This window comes from Halomicrococcus gelatinilyticus (assembly GCA_024227995.1).
Taxonomy (GTDB): Archaea; Halobacteriota; Halobacteria; order Halobacteriales; family Haladaptataceae; genus Halomicrococcus; species Halomicrococcus gelatinilyticus.
On the sequence record CP100465.1, the window covers coordinates 2,437,614 to 2,450,612 of the forward strand.

Consider the following 12,999-nt stretch of genomic DNA (forward strand, 5'->3'; position numbering starts at 1 on the left):
TTGGATCACTTAGCGGTAGGACTTCTGGTAGCGAGCCCGAGCGCCGGGGCCGCCCCACTTCTTGGGTTCGGACTGGCGGACGTCGTTCACCAGCAGCGAGCGGTCGAACTCCATGAACGCGTCGCGGAGTTCGGCGTCGCCGGTGTGCTGGACGATACCGCGCGCGATGGCGGTGCGGACCGCGTCCGCCTGGCCGCTGATGCCGCCGCCGGAGACGTCGATGTCGACGTCGACGTCCTCGCGCTCCTCTTCGGCGATGCGGAACGGCTCCAGCATCTTCAGGCGAGCCATCTCCGGTTCGACCAGTTCGACTGGCTGAGAGTTGATTCGCACGCGACCCTCGCCGTCCGTGACCGTCGCACGGGCGATGGCCGTCTTCTTCTTGCCGCTCGTGTTCGTTACCATGTGACGTTAGCACCCAGTTGTTCGCTGACCTCGCCCAGCTGGACGAAGCGGATGTTCGAGAGTCGGTCCAGCGAGGTGTCCTCGAGGACGTCGGCGTCCTCGTCGAAGGGGTTCCCGACGTAGACGCGGACGTTCTCGAAGGCCTCGCGGCCGCGGTCCTTCTTGTACGGCAGCATGCCGCGGATGGACCGCTTGAAGATCATGTCCGGTCGCTTCGGGTAGTAGGGACCGCTGTCCGATCCCAGGTTGACGCGCTTCCGGAACGTGGACACCACGTCGTCCTCGCTGCCGGTGATGACGGCGTCCTCGGCGTTGACGACGGCGACCGTCTGGCCGTCCATCGCCTTCTGTGCGACCTGGCTCGCGACGCGACCCAGGATGCAGTCGCGGGCGTCCACGACGACGTCGGCGTCGAATTCTGCGATACTCATCGAATCACCCGTACGTTCGAGCCGCTGGGGTTCTGTTCCACTGCCTGTTCGAGTTCGATGGGCTCACCGCTAGCCTGCTCGATCTTCGTCTCCGCGGTCGAGGAGAAGTCGACTGCGGCGACGGTGACGTTCTTTTCGAGCACGCCACTCCCGAGAACCTTGCCGGGCACGACGACGGTCTCGTCCTCCTGGGCGTATCGCTCGATGCGACCCAGGTTGACCTCCGCGTGCGTACTGCGAGGTTTCTCGAGGCGTGCTGCAACGTCGCTCCACACGTCGGCGTCCGAATCGCGGGACACCGACTTGAGTTCGGCGATAAGACTAGTGAGCCTCGGATTCGTCTTGCTCATGCTACTTCCTCCTTGGAATAAGAGCTGAAGTGCAGGGAGCAGGATTTGAACCTGCGGACTCCTACGAGACAGCGCCCTGAACGCTGCGCCGTTGGCCTGACTTGGCTATCCCTGCACGCTGAGAACACGTGCGCACCCTCGCGGGTATCACACAGTTGCAGGCGACCCTTCAAACCACTTTCGGTCTGCCGTTTTCGGCTGGCAGACGTCGGTGTCTGCGAGCGCCGAACGGCAGTTGCCACTCCGACAGCGGCGGACGCGTCAGGGAGGTTCGAAGGGTCAGTCATTCTATAGTTGGATTGCTTCTTCGAGTTCGTTCGCGCGCGCTTCGATCGTGTCGACCGCCTCGGTCACGAGGTCCTCGATGGACAGCGACCCGTCGGTCTCGACGTGGAACACGAAGGCGTTCGGTACGTCGTGGACCTCGACCTCCTTGCCGGTGTACCGGTTGGTGAGGTCGTGGTCGAACGTCTCGGTCGGCACGAGGTCGCCGTCCGTCGGCTCCTCGCCGTCCGGGCCGGGCGACGCGTGTTCTGCCTCGTGTTCCTCGATGGTGCCGCGAAGGATGTGCGGTTCCGCTTCCTCGTACTCCTCGCGGTCACCGACGACTTCGACGCGCTGCAGGTGGCGGTAGCCGACCGCGACGCCACCCTGGTGTTTGGCGTGGTCCTTGCCCGTCGAGAGGACGGCGTCGGCCTCGAGCTCGAGGCGCTGGTCGTCCTTCAGATCGATTATCGGGATGTTGTCGTCGGCGGGTTCGACCACCTCGTCGGAGCTGATCAGGTCGCCCGAGAACGCGGTCCCCGGCCCCGACACGTCGAGGCTCAGGGTGACCGTGTCGCCCTCCTCGAACTCGCCGGCCGGCGCGGCCAGCGGCACGAGACCGAGACGGAGTCCGATCTGCTCGTCGAACATGACCGACGAGTTCTCGATGACCCGGACGGTGTCGATGGCCATCGTCGGCACGTCCGCGACGATGGCACGCCGGATGCCGTTGGCGAACGCCGGCGTGACGTTGCGGACGAGGAACCGCGCGGTGCGGTCGTCGCGGTCGATGAACTCCACGTCGAAGTCTTCGGTCATGTGTTAGAATCCACTACCTTTCGGTGCGCGGGTTCCGTCGTGCGGGATGGGCGTCACGTCCTCGATGCGGCCGATCTCGAGGCCGGCACGTGCCAGCGCTCGAATCGTCGCCTGTGCGCCCGGGCCGGGGTTCTGCTGCTGGTTCCCGCCGGGACCGCGAACGCGGACGTGAACGCCGTCGATGCCCGCGGCCTTGACCTCCTCGGCGACCGTCTCGGCCATCTGCATGGCCGCGTACGGCGAGGACTCGTCGCGGTTCTGCTTCACGACGGTTCCGCCCGAGGACTTCGCGATGGTCTCGGCACCGGTGAGGTCGGTGATGGTGATGATGGTGTTGTTGAACGATGCGTGCACGTGGGCGATGCCCCACTTCTCTTCGTCGCTCATTCGTTATCCCCCGCGCGTTCCGGGTGCAGTTCGTCCGCGAGCGGACTGTTCTCGTCGAACTCGACGGTCGCCTCCTCGTCGATCTCCACCTTGTAGGAGGGGATCGACACGCGACGGCCGTCCACGCGGACGTGGCCGTGCGTGATGAACTGGCGCGCCTGTTCGGGCGTGTTCGCCAGGCCCTTGCGGTAGGCGACGGTCTGGAGGCGACGTTCGAGGACGTCGGTGACCTCCAGCAGCAGTACGTCGCCGAGCTCGTCGCCGTCGTCGAGGATGCCGAGACGCTTCAGACGGGAGACGAACTCCTCGTCCTCGTCGGTGTCCTCGCCGGTGAGCCCGCCGAGCAGCTGGCGGGCCTCGCGACGGAAGTTACGGAGCTGGCTCTGGGAGCGCCAGAGCTCCTCCTTGTTCTTCAGGCCGTAACGGTCCATCAGCCCCTGCTCCTCGGCGATGCGTTCGCCCTGGAACGGATGGTTGGGGGTCTCGTAGAACTTGGTGTTCTCACCAGGCAGCGACATTACTCTTCACCACCCTCTTCGCCTTCCGCGGCCTGTTCTTCCTTGATCTCTTCGACGTTGACGCCGATGGTACCCTCGGTACGACCCGTGGACTTGGTCCGCTGACCGCGGACCTTCTGGCCGCGCTTGTGGCGGATGCCCTTGTACGAGTCGATCATCTTCATCCGGTTGATGTCCTGCCGACGCGTCATCTGCAGGTCGTTACCGGTCTCGTGGGTGCTCTCGCCGGAGAAGTATCCCTTGCGGTGGTTCGTGAGCCACTCCGGAACCTCCTCGGCGTACTCGTCGACGGCCTCGACGACGGATTCGATCTCGTCGTCTTCGAGTCGGCCGAACGTCGCCGTCCGGTCGACATCCGCCTTCTCAGCGATGATTCGTGCAGTCCGACGACCGACCCCGTTCATCTCGCTCAGGGATCGCTCGACGGTCTTCGTCCCATCGAGGTCGGTTTGCCCGATGCGGACGAAATATCGGAGGTCTTCGTCCTCCTCGTCCTGTGGTTGTTCTGTACTCATAGTTGGTCTGTCGAACGGATTCGGAGCGTCGAGGGAGGGATTCGAACCCTCGAGGCTTGACGCCACAGAGTTAGCAACCCTGCGCCGTGGGCCAGACTAGGCTACCTCGACACGCGTGTTCACGTTCGCCCTTCCGGACTCGGGGCGTTCGCCCCTACAGTTCTCTGCAGTCGTACGTTGGACGACGGGTTATTTAAGCCCAACGAATCCGATGGAGTGTGGTGGTTCGCCGCGAGGACGGGGAGAACGATTGTCGTCAGCGATACACTGGGGGTCGTCAGTGGTACACCGCGGTGTTGCCGCGCGTCTCGACGAGGTCGGCGTCGACGCGTTCGGCCAGTTCCTCGGCAAGTTCGTCCACCGACGTGCCGCCGCGGGCCGCGCGGAGGAACTTCACCTTCACGAGCTTCCGGTCGGAAAGCTGGTCGCCGAGTTCGTCCGTCACTGCCTGGAGGCCGCTCTTGCCGACCCAGACGGTCACGTCGAGGTCGTGGGCCTGCTTCCTGAGCTCCTGGTCGGTCATGGTGAACCCACCTTGGGGTCGCCCTCGTTTAAAGCTTCTACAGTCCAGCGCCCCGGGTACACGGTTGCGCGCCACACGGTTGCACCCAGTCTGCGCCTCGTTGCACCAGTCGGCGTCTCACACGTGCACGCGCGCAAGTCTATTCAACCAGCGCGTTCACGTCGGTAACGATGGCGACGTATCAACGCGAGGTATGGGTCGACGCGCCGCTGGCCGACGTGTGGGAGTTCCACTCCACGATCGACGGCCTGGAGGCGCTCACGCCGGGGTGGATGAACCTCCGCGTCGAGGGTATCAGGGGTCCGGACGGTGAGAGCGAGACGTCGGTCCTGACGGCGGGAACGGACGTCCGGCTCTCGGCGCGCCCGTTCGGCGTCGGTCCGCGCCAGGAGTGGGTCTCGACGATAACGCGTCGCGAGGAGAGCGACGGCGCGGCGGTCTTCGCGGACGAGATGCGCGGCGGGCCGTTCGCGACCTGGAACCACACGCACCAGTTCTACGCCGACGACGGCCGGACGCTGGTCCGCGACCGCGTGGAGTACGAGTTCCCGCTCGGCCCCGCGGGCCCGGCGTTCGACCAGCTAGCGTGGGTCGGCTTCGAGCCGATGTTCCGCTATCGACACCGGCAGACGAAGGGACTGCTCGAAAGGGGGTGACGCCTGCGCCGAGGTCGCGGGCGACGGTGGCCCCTGTGGGACGGCGTCACCGACGGGGTGCAGTCGCTGGATTCGTCGAACCGTGAACGGCGGTCGTTTCGACCGCACTGCGGCGGGGGTTACTCGTACTTGCCGGCTTCGCCGTAGTCGCCCCCGAACTTCATGAAGAAGTAGGTGAGGCCGAGCGTGCTCAGCATCGCGCCCGAGGTGGCGACGCCGAGCGTCTTGGCGCTGCCGGGGACGGTCGGGAGCGAGGCTCCGCCGCCGCCGCTCCCGGGTGCCGACCCAGAATCGTTGACGACGATGTCGGCGACCATCCCGGAGGGCTTGTGCGGTTCGCACCAGTAGTGGTACTCGCCTTTCGTCTCGAAGGTGTACTCGTAGGTGTGGCCCGTGTTGTACGTGTCCGAGGGACCGCCCTTCGTCCCCTCCCAGTTCGCGCCTTCGGGCTGCTCGCCGACGACGATGTTGTGGTTGTCCGACTCCCAGACGAACTTCACCGTCGTCCCGGGCGTGATGTACAGCGGCTCATCCGTCCCCGGGGTGAACACGAAGTCGCCGTCCGGGCCGACGATCACTTCCTCCGTTCCGCCGCCACCGCTGCTACTGCCGGAGCCGCTGGAGCCGTTGTCACCGCCGCCGGAGCTGTTGTTCTCCTGAGCACTCGCGGTGCCGGCCACGCCGGCGGCAGCCGCGCCCGCCGTACCGAGCAGGAATCCGCGCCTCGTCACCGATCCGTCCGTTTCCCCATCTGTCATGAGCGGGGGTTTGAACCGCCGGCTACTGAATACTTTGGTTTTCACTCCCGGCGGTCGCCGCGCCCTCCCGGGGTGGAGATTCCGACTGCTCGGTGGCCGACGGGGGCGCGCACCGGCGTTTCGACAGAGGGGGAGTGCAAACGGAACTGCGCAGAACCGTCCGGCTCAGAGACGTTACAGTCTGTAGTCGTGTTCGCCCGTCTCCGTCTCCAGGAAGGCGGCGAGGAGGTCGATGGCCGCGGCCACGTCGTCGCTGTGGACGCTCTCGGTCACGGTGTGGAGGTAGCGCGTCGGCACGGAGATGGCGCCGACGGGCTTCGCACCGTGGGTGTTCTGGAAGCCGGCGGTGTCGGTGCCGCCGGAGGGGAGGATCTCAGTCTGGTGGGCGACGTCGTGCTCCTCGGCAACCGCGCGGAGCCGTCGATTGACCTTCGGGCTCGTGACGACGCTGCCGTCCTTGAGCTTTATCGCGGCCCCTTCGCCGAGTTCGGTCACGTAGTCGGCCTCGTCGTCGACCGCTGGGACGTCCCGGGCGACGGTGACGTCGAGCGCGACGGCCAGGTCCGGGTCGAGGTCGACGCCCAGCGCGGCCGCGCCGCGGAGGCCGACCTCCTCCTGCACCGTCGCCGCGTAATGTATCGTCACGTCGGGGTCGGAGACGCGCTTCGCAGCTTCCAGGACCGCGAACAGGCACACCCGGTCGTCGAGCGCCTTTCCGGTGACGTGCTCGCCGACGCGCGTCGTCGTCTGCTCCATCGTGACGAGGTCGCCGACCGCGACGCGTTTCCGGGCCTCCTCGGCCGGCAGGCCCAGGTCGACGTGGACGTCCTCGACCGACGGGTCGTCCTCGTCGTCGTCGAGAAGGTGCGGCGGCATCGACCCGATGACGCCGGTCAGGTCGCCGTCGTCGGCGTGCACCGTGACGCGCTGGGCCTTCAGGACGCGGGGGTCCCAGCCCCCGAGCGGTTCCAGCGCGACGAACCCGTCGTCGTCGACGTGCCGGACCATGAAACCGATCTCGTCCATGTGCGCGGCGACCACGACCTCGTAGTCGCCGTCGCCGTACACCGTCCCGACGACGTTCCCCATGGCGTCCGTCCGCACCTCGTCGACCACGCCGTCGAACTCCCGCCGCACTATCTCGCGCACGCGGTCCTCGTACCCCGGCGCGCCGCTCGTCTCCGTGAGCTCCCGCAGCAACTCGAAGTCGAAGTCCATCCCGTCTCTATCTGCGGGCAGCGGGCTTAAACCCACGCGATGCGGTGAATGAACTCACAACTCGTGTATTGTTGTTCCGGAACGTTTTTGCCCCGCAACGACACAAAACCTTCACATGGCAGACAAGGAAGCCGAATTCAGAGAGCAGTTCCACGACGCCTTCGAGGGCGCAGACTACCCCGTCAGCAACCCGATGGACCTCGTCCCGGCGCTGCCGGACGGGCCCGGTACGCGCTTCGAGGCCGGCGACACCAGTTTCACGGCGATGGAACTGGCGACGAAGATGTCCGACACGCAGGACTTCCCCTACGACGACGTCGACAGCCTCGTCGACGACCTCGTGGAAGGCCTGAAGCAGAAGGATATGCTGTAGTTACTCTTCCTCGGATTCCCCTTCCTCGTTCGGTATCGCGATGAGCAGCACCTCCCAGACGTCGTGTTGCTCGTTGAACGTGCTGTCGAGGACGCGGTCTTTCTCCCCGATCGGTATCGGCTGCTGGGGATGAGACACCTCGAGCCACGTCAGCGTGGGCTCCGTTATCTCCATCTCGGCGATGTCCTCGACCGTCTGCGTTTCGACGCCCGGTTCGCCTACCCCTGGCTGTGGGTCGTGTCGTTCCATGTTGAACCCCCGTCGGTGGTACCACAGGACTTCACATAACCTTGCTGGCGACGATTCGCCGTACGGCCGTCTATCGGTCCACTTCGGGGTCGTCAGGGACCTGTTCGCGCTGGGCGGGGTGGCGCGGATGTTCGTCGGCGTAGACGTGGTCGAAGATGGCGTCGGTGTCGAAGCCGTCGTGTTCCTCGGCGGCCTCGACCGCTTCGGCCACGCGCCGTTCGGCCTCCTCGCGGAGCGCCCGCTCGTCGTCCTCCGACCAGCCGTGTTCGGATTCGAGGTACTCGCGGGTGCGCTCGATGGGGTCCCGCTCGGCCCACGCCTCGACCTCGGACCGGTCGCGGTACTGCGTGGGGTCGTCGGTGGTCGTGTGTGCGCCCTGGCGGTAGGTGACCGCCTCGACGAGCATCGGCTCGCCGCGACGGGCGCGGTCGAGCGCCTCGCTGACCGCGCGGTAGACGGCGAACACGTCGTTGCCGTCGATGCGGACGCCGTCGAAGCCGTACGCCTCGGCCTTCTGGGCGATGGTCGCGCTCGCCGTCTGGCGCTCCATCGGGACCGAGATGGCGTACTGGTTGTTCTGACAGAAGAAGGCGACCGGCGCGTCGTACACGCCGGCGAAGTTCATCGCCTCGTGGAAGTCGCCCTCGCTGGTCGCACCGTCGCCGAAGCTCGCCAGCGCCACGGCCTCGTCGCCGTCGTAGTCCGCCGCCATCCCGACGCCGACCGCGTGTGGTAACTGGGTTGCGATGGGGATGGTCGGCGGGAACGTCCTGAGGCTCCCTGGGTCCTCGCGGTCGACGTAGTTGCCCGCGCCGAGCAGGTGCAGGAGGACGTTCCGCAGCGAGTGCCCCCGCGTGAGGTACATCGCGTGGTCGCGGTAGGTGGGGAAGCAGTAGTCGTTCTCGGAGAGTGCGTAGGCGGCTCCCACCTGCGCTGCCTCCTGTCCCTGGAGCGGGGCGTAGGTCCCGATGCGCCCCTGACGGTGCAGCGACACCGCCTTCTCGTCGAACGTCCTCGCGAGTACCTGGAGACGGTATATCTCGGTCACGTCCGCCGCCGACAGTTCGACGTCACCGTCGACGGTCCCGTCCGGTGCGACGACCTGCGTCACGTCAGGAGCCTGTGAAGCCATTGCGACTGTCTATCGGCGGGACGGCTTCTTTCATTATAAAACATCGCCGGTGGCGGGATACGCCCAAATATCTGGCAGTGGTATAAATACGTGTTCGACGGACCGTCGGATTCGACCGCGACACGACGGGGGCTCCCGACGATTCTTCGGCATGTTCCGATTCGAAACACTTAGGCCCGCGACGGAAGAGGTGCCAGGGTATGACACAGTGGATCGGTTCGACGTTCACCAGCGACGCCGGGTGGGACCACCTCGAGACGCTGGTCGACATCGGCGACCGGATGGCCGGCAGCGACGGCGAACGACGCGCCGCGGAGGCGACGCGGGACGCCCTCGCCGAGGTCGGCGCGCGCGACGCCCGTCTCGACGAGTTCGACGTCCAGGGGTGGACCCGCGGCGACAGCGAGATTCGCGCGGGCGGGACGGTCCAGGACTGTATCGCCCTGCCGCGCAGTCCGGCCGACGAGGTGTCGGGCGAACTCGTCGACCTCGGCTACGGCCTCCCCGCGGACTTCGAGGACGCCGACGTCGAGGGGAAGGTCGTGATGGTCGCGACGAACGTCCCCGACTACTACGACCGGTTCGTCCACCGGCGCGAGAAGTACTACTACGCCGTCGAGGGCGGCGCGGCCGCCTTCGTCTTCCGGAACCACGTCGAGGGCTGCCTGCCGCCGACCGGGAGCGTCGGCACCGCCGACGACCCCATCGGCGACGTCCCGGCAGTCGGCGTGAGCAAGGAGGTCGGCGCGCGCCTCGCGCGGCGCTTCGACGGCGACGAGGTGACGGTGTCGGTCGACGCCGAGGCCCACGACGCGACCAGCCAGAACGTCCACGCGGAACTCGGGCCCGACACCGACGAACAGGTGCTCGTCACCAGCCACGTCGACGCCCACGACATCGCCGAGGGAGCGATGGACAACGGTGCCGGCACCGCAACGGTCGTCGAGATGGCGCGGGCGCTGGCCGAGCGCGAGGACGAACTCGACACGCGGGTCCACTTCATCGCGTACGGCGCGGAGGAGGTCGGCCTCGTCGGGTCCGCCTACCAGGCCGAGGTCACCGAGCACGACAGCGTGAAGGCCATCGTGAACAACGACGGGGTCGTCCGTGGGCGCACGCTGACCTTCACCACCCACGGCTTCGACGCGCTGGACGAGGCGGCCCGCGAGGTCGCCGACCGCTTCGACCACCCCGTGAAGACCGTCCCCGAGCAGGGACCCCACAGCGACCACTGGCCGTTCGTCCGGTGGGGCGTCCCCGGCTACCACGTGATGAGCGAGACGGGCGACGAGGGCCGCGGATGGGGCCACACCTACGCAGACACGCTCGACAAACTCGAGGTCCGGGACCTCCGCGAGCAGGCCATCCTCCTGACGGAACTGACCGTCCACCTCGCCGACGAGGCGTTCTCGGTCGACCACGTCGACCCGGGCACCATCGCCGCGGCGCTCCAAGAGGAGAACAAGGCCGAGGGAATGAAGATCACCGGCGACTGGCCGTACGACGAGTAGCCTACCCCTCCCACGCCTCGAACGAGCGGTAGATGCCCTTCGAGAGGTAGCGCTCGCTGGAGTCGGGGAACACCGTCACGACGGTGTCGTGGGGCGCGTCGATCTCGCCGTCGCGGATGTCCTCGGCGACGGCACGCGCGGCGACGCTGGCCGCGCCGGCGCTGGAGGCGACGAGGTGGCCCTCCTCGCTGGCGAGTCGCTGCACCTCCTCGTGGGCGGCGCGGTCGGCGACGCGGACGATGTCGTCCACGCGGTCCGGCTCGAACAGTTCGTTCGTCGTCGGGTCGTGGGTGCCGATGCCCTCGATCTTGTACTCGGCCTCCTCGACGTCCGAGCCCTTCGTCTCCGCGTACAGCGAGCCCTCGGGTTCGACGGCCACGACGTAGGTGTCGGGGTCCTGTTCGTGGGCGTACTTCGCCATACCCATGAGCGTGCCCGCGGTGCCACAGCCGGCGACGATGGCGCCGACCTCGCCGTCGAGCGCCTCGAATATCTCCGGCCCGGTCGTCTCGTAGTGGGCCTCGACGTTGAGCGGATTGGCGAACTGCTGGGGGACGACGGCGCCGTCGGTCTCCTCGGCGAGCTGGTGGGCGCGCTCGATGGCGCCGCCCATCCCGTCCTCGGTGGGCGTGTTGATGACCTCCGCGCCCAACGCGGTCATGAGCTGCTGTTTCTCCAGGCTGAACCGCTCGGGGACGACGAAGACGGCGTCCACGTCGAGCTGGCCGGCGGCGAGCGCGAACCCGATGCCGGTGTTGCCGGCGGTCGGTTCGACGACCGTTCCGCCGGGGTCGAGGTCGCCGCGGTCGAGCATCTGCTCGAGCATGTACTTCCCGATGCGGTCCTTGACGCTCGCGCCGGGGTTGAACGACTCAAGCTTCGCGTACACCGGCACCGACTCCGGGGCGGCGTGGACGCGAACGAGCGGCGTTCGCCCGACGGTGTCGAGCACCGAGTCGAGCGGTTCCCGATGTGTCGTCATCTGGGTGGGAGGTGGGCGGCGTCGCGGTTAGTCGTTGTTATTCGCCGGACCCGTCCGCGGTCGTCGCCTCCGATTCTGCGCCGGCGTCGGCGGCCTCCGCCGTCTCGGCGTCCAGGTCGGCCAGCACCTCGTCGACGTCGACGCCCTGTTCGCGGGCGAGCGCCTCGACGAGCGCCTGCTGTTTGGCGTTCTCGACCTCGAGCTGTTCGACGCGTTCGCTCGTCTCCTCGAGGCTCTCGCGCAACTGCTGGACCTGGTCGTACACGTCATTGAGCTTGCTGTACAGCTGTTCCGCGCGGTCGGCCACTTTCTGGATCTTCTTGGCCGTGCCTCCGAGTCCCATGCCCTCCCCTTCGTGCTGCAATACCCTCATTTTTCCGACTCAAGCGCGGGGCTTAACTCGGTCGGGTGAGTGCCCCCGGGCATGAGCCAGCGACTCGCCCCGAAAGTCGGCATCGCGTCGTGTCTGGCCCTCGTCGCCGCCATCGCCTTCCCGTACTTCGTCGCGCCGGGCGCGGCGGTCGCGGTCTACTACGGCACCGTCGCCGTCCCGGTCGAACTGCTCGACGTCCTGTTCGCGCTGGTGGCGGTCATCGCCTTCGGCTCCGGACTCAACGAGCGGACCGACCCGCCCACGGTCGCGGGTGCGACGGTCGCACTCGGCGGCGTCATCGCCCTCCTCACGCTCTGGTGGGCGCTGGCGACGTCGGCGGCGGCGACGGACACGCTGATACAGGCCGCGCGGATGGATTCGCTCGCGTACCACCGCTGGGTCGTCCTGCTAGCGGCGCTTGCCATCCCGGCGAGCGCGGGTTGGTACGCCCGGACCGTCCTGTAGTCGCACGTTTCGTGAGCCAGTGGCCCGTTACCACGGGTCAGTCTGGCTATAACAAAGTGTCGGGACGCCGGAGTCGTCACCGTGCACCGACCCGACCCCGACGCCGCAAGACCGACCGACGCCGGATCGCGATGGTCGCACGTCTCGCCACCGCTGTTGCTCGCCGTCCTCGTGGTCATGCTCGGCGACGTGGTGACGACCGGCTTCGGACTGTACATCGGCCTCGACGAGGGGAACCCGTTCGTCGCGACGCTGGTCGCCGAACTCGGACTGGGCGGTCTCGTCCTCCTGAAGGCCGTCACCGCGGCGCTGCTCGTCGCGCTCCCGTCGCTCACCCGGCGCTCGCGCCGAACCTTTCGCTTCGGCAGCCTCGTCTACCTCGCGGTCGGCACGCTCGTCGTCCTCTCGAACCTCGTCGCCATCGCCTCCGTCGCGGCCTGACGGTCGGCGGCGGCGTCCGTCACGGTGGACGTGGCTGCGCTGGTGACGGCGTGGCGACGCCGGTGACCGTCTCCTGCGACCGGCCGACGGAGGACGGTCGAAGGCGAAAGGCCCTTAAGTCATAGACGGCTACGTTGGGATGGACTAGGTCGGGCAGTTAGGCCCTGCTCGTCACCCGCGCTATGGTCTTGAGCGGGGACCGAACTCCGGGGGCGTCCGGTCAGACCGGTCCGGGCCCCGGAAGCCGACGCAGAAGCCTCGTCCTGCGGGGACAGAGGTCTGCGGCGCGCGCTCGCAGGAGCGTCGTCGTCGCAGTTAATCGGTGGTAATCCGTCAGGCACGGAAGTGAGCAGCGGACCACCGGACATCTGTCGCTCGTAGGGTTGCGGGGTGGAGGAGGCACCTGGGAATACTCGGTCCGGAACGCCGGGCAACCCCGGCCGTCCGCATTCATACTTCATACCTCACGTCCGTCAGTGTCGACTCTCTGCGTCGACGCGGCCTGTCCCCAGACGCCGCCGACCCGCACGTCCACAGGTTCCCGCAGCGTCGCGTTCGCCCGTTCCGCGCCGGCCGACCGTCGTCGTTGCGAGCGTGGCAAGCGCAAGAAAAGGTTTTATCATCGGCCT

Annotated in this window: 19 protein-coding genes, 2 tRNA genes and 1 other RNA gene; 6 read left to right on the forward strand and 16 right to left on the reverse strand. The window is 67.2% G+C overall.

The window, feature by feature from the left end; all coding sequences use genetic code 11:
- Positions 1–9: 9 nt before the first annotated feature.
- The 10 genes from NKT36_RS12880 to NKT36_RS12925 form a co-directional block, all read right to left on the reverse strand.
- Complete coding sequence (locus tag NKT36_RS12880; RefSeq protein ID WP_327051456.1) at positions 10–405, reverse strand: 30S ribosomal protein S9; 396 nt, start codon at positions 403–405, stop codon at positions 10–12.
- Positions 399–836, reverse strand: coding sequence for a 50S ribosomal protein L13 (locus NKT36_RS12885; protein WP_327051457.1), 438 nt, complete (start codon positions 834–836; stop codon positions 399–401). Before NKT36_RS12885 ends, NKT36_RS12880 begins: the two co-directional genes overlap by 7 nt.
- On the reverse strand, positions 833–1,186 hold the full coding sequence (locus NKT36_RS12890; protein ID WP_327051458.1) for a 50S ribosomal protein L18e: 354 nt from the start codon (positions 1,184–1,186) through the stop codon (positions 833–835). Before NKT36_RS12890 ends, NKT36_RS12885 begins: the two co-directional genes overlap by 4 nt.
- Positions 1,187–1,216: 30 nt before the next feature.
- Positions 1,217–1,301 (reverse strand) — tRNA-Leu (locus NKT36_RS12895).
- Between the two features lie 173 nt (positions 1,302–1,474).
- On the reverse strand, positions 1,475–2,269 hold the full coding sequence (locus tag NKT36_RS12900) for a DNA-directed RNA polymerase subunit D (RefSeq protein WP_327051459.1): 795 nt from the start codon (positions 2,267–2,269) through the stop codon (positions 1,475–1,477).
- A gap of 3 nt (positions 2,270–2,272) precedes the next feature.
- Positions 2,273–2,656, reverse strand: coding sequence for a 30S ribosomal protein S11 (locus NKT36_RS12905; RefSeq protein WP_327051460.1), 384 nt, complete (start codon positions 2,654–2,656; stop codon positions 2,273–2,275).
- The gene (locus NKT36_RS12910) at positions 2,653–3,174 is read right to left on the reverse strand and encodes a 30S ribosomal protein S4 (RefSeq protein ID WP_327051461.1); all 522 of its coding nucleotides are present in this window, start codon (positions 3,172–3,174) and stop codon (positions 2,653–2,655) included. Before NKT36_RS12910 ends, NKT36_RS12905 begins: the two co-directional genes overlap by 4 nt.
- Positions 3,174–3,689: a 30S ribosomal protein S13 gene (locus NKT36_RS12915; RefSeq protein WP_327051462.1), complete on the reverse strand. Its 516-nt coding sequence runs from the start codon at positions 3,687–3,689 to the stop codon at positions 3,174–3,176. Before NKT36_RS12915 ends, NKT36_RS12910 begins: the two co-directional genes overlap by 1 nt.
- Positions 3,690–3,715: 26 nt before the next feature.
- Positions 3,716–3,800: transfer RNA gene (locus NKT36_RS12920), tRNA-Ser, on the reverse strand.
- 166 nt (positions 3,801–3,966) lie between these two features.
- Entirely contained in the window at positions 3,967–4,212 is a 246-nt protein-coding gene (locus NKT36_RS12925) for a YhbY family RNA-binding protein (protein ID WP_327051463.1), read from the reverse strand.
- Between the two features lie 170 nt (positions 4,213–4,382).
- On the opposite strand from NKT36_RS12925, the gene NKT36_RS12930 reads away from it, so the two are divergent.
- On the forward strand, positions 4,383–4,868 hold the full coding sequence (locus NKT36_RS12930) for an SRPBCC family protein (protein ID WP_327051464.1): 486 nt from the start codon (positions 4,383–4,385) through the stop codon (positions 4,866–4,868).
- 119 nt (positions 4,869–4,987) lie between these two features.
- Here the strand turns inward: NKT36_RS12930 and NKT36_RS12935 are convergent, their stop codons facing one another.
- Both NKT36_RS12935 and NKT36_RS12940 read right to left on the reverse strand, forming a co-directional pair.
- A complete protein-coding gene (locus NKT36_RS12935) occupies positions 4,988–5,626 on the reverse strand; it encodes a plastocyanin/azurin family copper-binding protein (RefSeq protein WP_327051466.1) in 639 nt (212 codons plus the stop codon).
- Between the two features lie 174 nt (positions 5,627–5,800).
- On the reverse strand, positions 5,801–6,844 hold the full coding sequence (locus NKT36_RS12940) for a M42 family metallopeptidase (protein WP_327051467.1): 1,044 nt from the start codon (positions 6,842–6,844) through the stop codon (positions 5,801–5,803).
- Positions 6,845–6,959: 115 nt separating this feature from the next.
- On the opposite strand from NKT36_RS12940, the gene NKT36_RS12945 reads away from it, so the two are divergent.
- Complete coding sequence (locus tag NKT36_RS12945) at positions 6,960–7,217, forward strand: MTH865 family protein (protein ID WP_327051468.1); 258 nt, start codon at positions 6,960–6,962, stop codon at positions 7,215–7,217.
- Here the strand turns inward: NKT36_RS12945 and NKT36_RS12950 are convergent, their stop codons facing one another.
- Positions 7,218–7,466 carry a hypothetical protein gene (locus tag NKT36_RS12950; protein ID WP_327051469.1) on the reverse strand — a complete coding sequence of 83 codons (249 nt, stop codon included), beginning with the start codon at positions 7,464–7,466 and terminating at the stop codon, positions 7,218–7,220.
- A 70-nt stretch (positions 7,467–7,536) separates the two neighbouring features.
- Positions 7,537–8,598 carry a pyruvate dehydrogenase (acetyl-transferring) E1 component subunit alpha gene (gene pdhA, locus NKT36_RS12955; RefSeq protein ID WP_327051470.1) on the reverse strand — a complete coding sequence of 354 codons (1,062 nt, stop codon included), beginning with the start codon at positions 8,596–8,598 and terminating at the stop codon, positions 7,537–7,539.
- A 200-nt stretch (positions 8,599–8,798) separates the two neighbouring features.
- Here pdhA and NKT36_RS12960 point away from each other — a divergent pair, with 200 nt between their 5' ends.
- Positions 8,799–10,109: a M28 family peptidase gene (locus NKT36_RS12960; protein ID WP_327051471.1), complete on the forward strand. Its 1,311-nt coding sequence runs from the start codon at positions 8,799–8,801 to the stop codon at positions 10,107–10,109.
- Between the two features lies 1 nt (position 10,110).
- On the opposite strand, the gene NKT36_RS12965 is transcribed toward NKT36_RS12960, so the two are convergent.
- Together NKT36_RS12965 and NKT36_RS12970 are read right to left on the reverse strand one after the other, a co-directional pair.
- Positions 10,111–11,091 carry a PLP-dependent cysteine synthase family protein gene (locus tag NKT36_RS12965; RefSeq protein WP_327051472.1) on the reverse strand — a complete coding sequence of 327 codons (981 nt, stop codon included), beginning with the start codon at positions 11,089–11,091 and terminating at the stop codon, positions 10,111–10,113.
- A gap of 37 nt (positions 11,092–11,128) precedes the next feature.
- Complete coding sequence (locus tag NKT36_RS12970; RefSeq protein WP_327051473.1) at positions 11,129–11,434, reverse strand: DUF5798 family protein; 306 nt, start codon at positions 11,432–11,434, stop codon at positions 11,129–11,131.
- A gap of 81 nt (positions 11,435–11,515) precedes the next feature.
- Here NKT36_RS12970 and NKT36_RS12975 point away from each other — a divergent pair, with 81 nt between their 5' ends.
- From NKT36_RS12975 to ffs, 3 genes are all read left to right on the forward strand, one after another.
- Positions 11,516–11,929 (forward strand): DUF7548 family protein, encoded by a 414-nt coding sequence (locus NKT36_RS12975; RefSeq protein ID WP_327051474.1) that lies wholly within the window; start codon positions 11,516–11,518, stop codon positions 11,927–11,929.
- Positions 11,930–12,010: 81 nt separating this feature from the next.
- A complete protein-coding gene (locus NKT36_RS12980; RefSeq protein WP_327051475.1) occupies positions 12,011–12,370 on the forward strand; it encodes a DUF5658 family protein in 360 nt (119 codons plus the stop codon).
- 137 nt (positions 12,371–12,507) lie between these two features.
- Positions 12,508–12,820, forward strand: an RNA gene (gene ffs, locus NKT36_RS12985) — signal recognition particle sRNA.
- Positions 12,821–12,999 lie beyond the last annotated feature (179 nt).

Bases quoted from the DNA above. Each gene is read 5' to 3' on its own strand.
- NKT36_RS12965 (WP_327051472.1), bottom strand. From the start codon at position 11,091: ATGACGACACATCGGGAACCGCTCGACTCGGTGCTCGACACCGTCGGG.
- NKT36_RS12910 (WP_327051461.1), bottom strand. From the start codon at position 3,174: ATGTCGCTGCCTGGTGAGAACACCAAGTTCTACGAGACCCCCAACCAT.
- NKT36_RS12940 (WP_327051467.1), bottom strand. From the start codon at position 6,844: ATGGACTTCGACTTCGAGTTGCTGCGGGAGCTCACGGAGACGAGCGGC.
- NKT36_RS12975 (WP_327051474.1), top strand. From the start codon at position 11,516: ATGAGCCAGCGACTCGCCCCGAAAGTCGGCATCGCGTCGTGTCTGGCC.
- NKT36_RS12925 (WP_327051463.1), bottom strand. From the start codon at position 4,212: ATGACCGACCAGGAGCTCAGGAAGCAGGCCCACGACCTCGACGTGACC.
- NKT36_RS12880 (WP_327051456.1), bottom strand. From the start codon at position 405: ATGGTAACGAACACGAGCGGCAAGAAGAAGACGGCCATCGCCCGTGCG.
- NKT36_RS12890 (WP_327051458.1), bottom strand. From the start codon at position 1,186: ATGAGCAAGACGAATCCGAGGCTCACTAGTCTTATCGCCGAACTCAAG.
- NKT36_RS12935 (WP_327051466.1), bottom strand. From the start codon at position 5,626: ATGACAGATGGGGAAACGGACGGATCGGTGACGAGGCGCGGATTCCTG.
- NKT36_RS12945 (WP_327051468.1), top strand. From the start codon at position 6,960: ATGGCAGACAAGGAAGCCGAATTCAGAGAGCAGTTCCACGACGCCTTC.
- NKT36_RS12960 (WP_327051471.1), top strand. From the start codon at position 8,799: ATGACACAGTGGATCGGTTCGACGTTCACCAGCGACGCCGGGTGGGAC.
- NKT36_RS12905 (WP_327051460.1), bottom strand. From the start codon at position 2,656: ATGAGCGACGAAGAGAAGTGGGGCATCGCCCACGTGCACGCATCGTTC.
- NKT36_RS12915 (WP_327051462.1), bottom strand. From the start codon at position 3,689: ATGAGTACAGAACAACCACAGGACGAGGAGGACGAAGACCTCCGATAT.
- NKT36_RS12970 (WP_327051473.1), bottom strand. From the start codon at position 11,434: ATGGGACTCGGAGGCACGGCCAAGAAGATCCAGAAAGTGGCCGACCGC.
- pdhA (WP_327051470.1), bottom strand. From the start codon at position 8,598: ATGGCTTCACAGGCTCCTGACGTGACGCAGGTCGTCGCACCGGACGGG.
- NKT36_RS12885 (WP_327051457.1), bottom strand. From the start codon at position 836: ATGAGTATCGCAGAATTCGACGCCGACGTCGTCGTGGACGCCCGCGAC.
- NKT36_RS12900 (WP_327051459.1), bottom strand. From the start codon at position 2,269: ATGACCGAAGACTTCGACGTGGAGTTCATCGACCGCGACGACCGCACC.
- NKT36_RS12930 (WP_327051464.1), top strand. From the start codon at position 4,383: ATGGCGACGTATCAACGCGAGGTATGGGTCGACGCGCCGCTGGCCGAC.
- NKT36_RS12950 (WP_327051469.1), bottom strand. From the start codon at position 7,466: ATGGAACGACACGACCCACAGCCAGGGGTAGGCGAACCGGGCGTCGAA.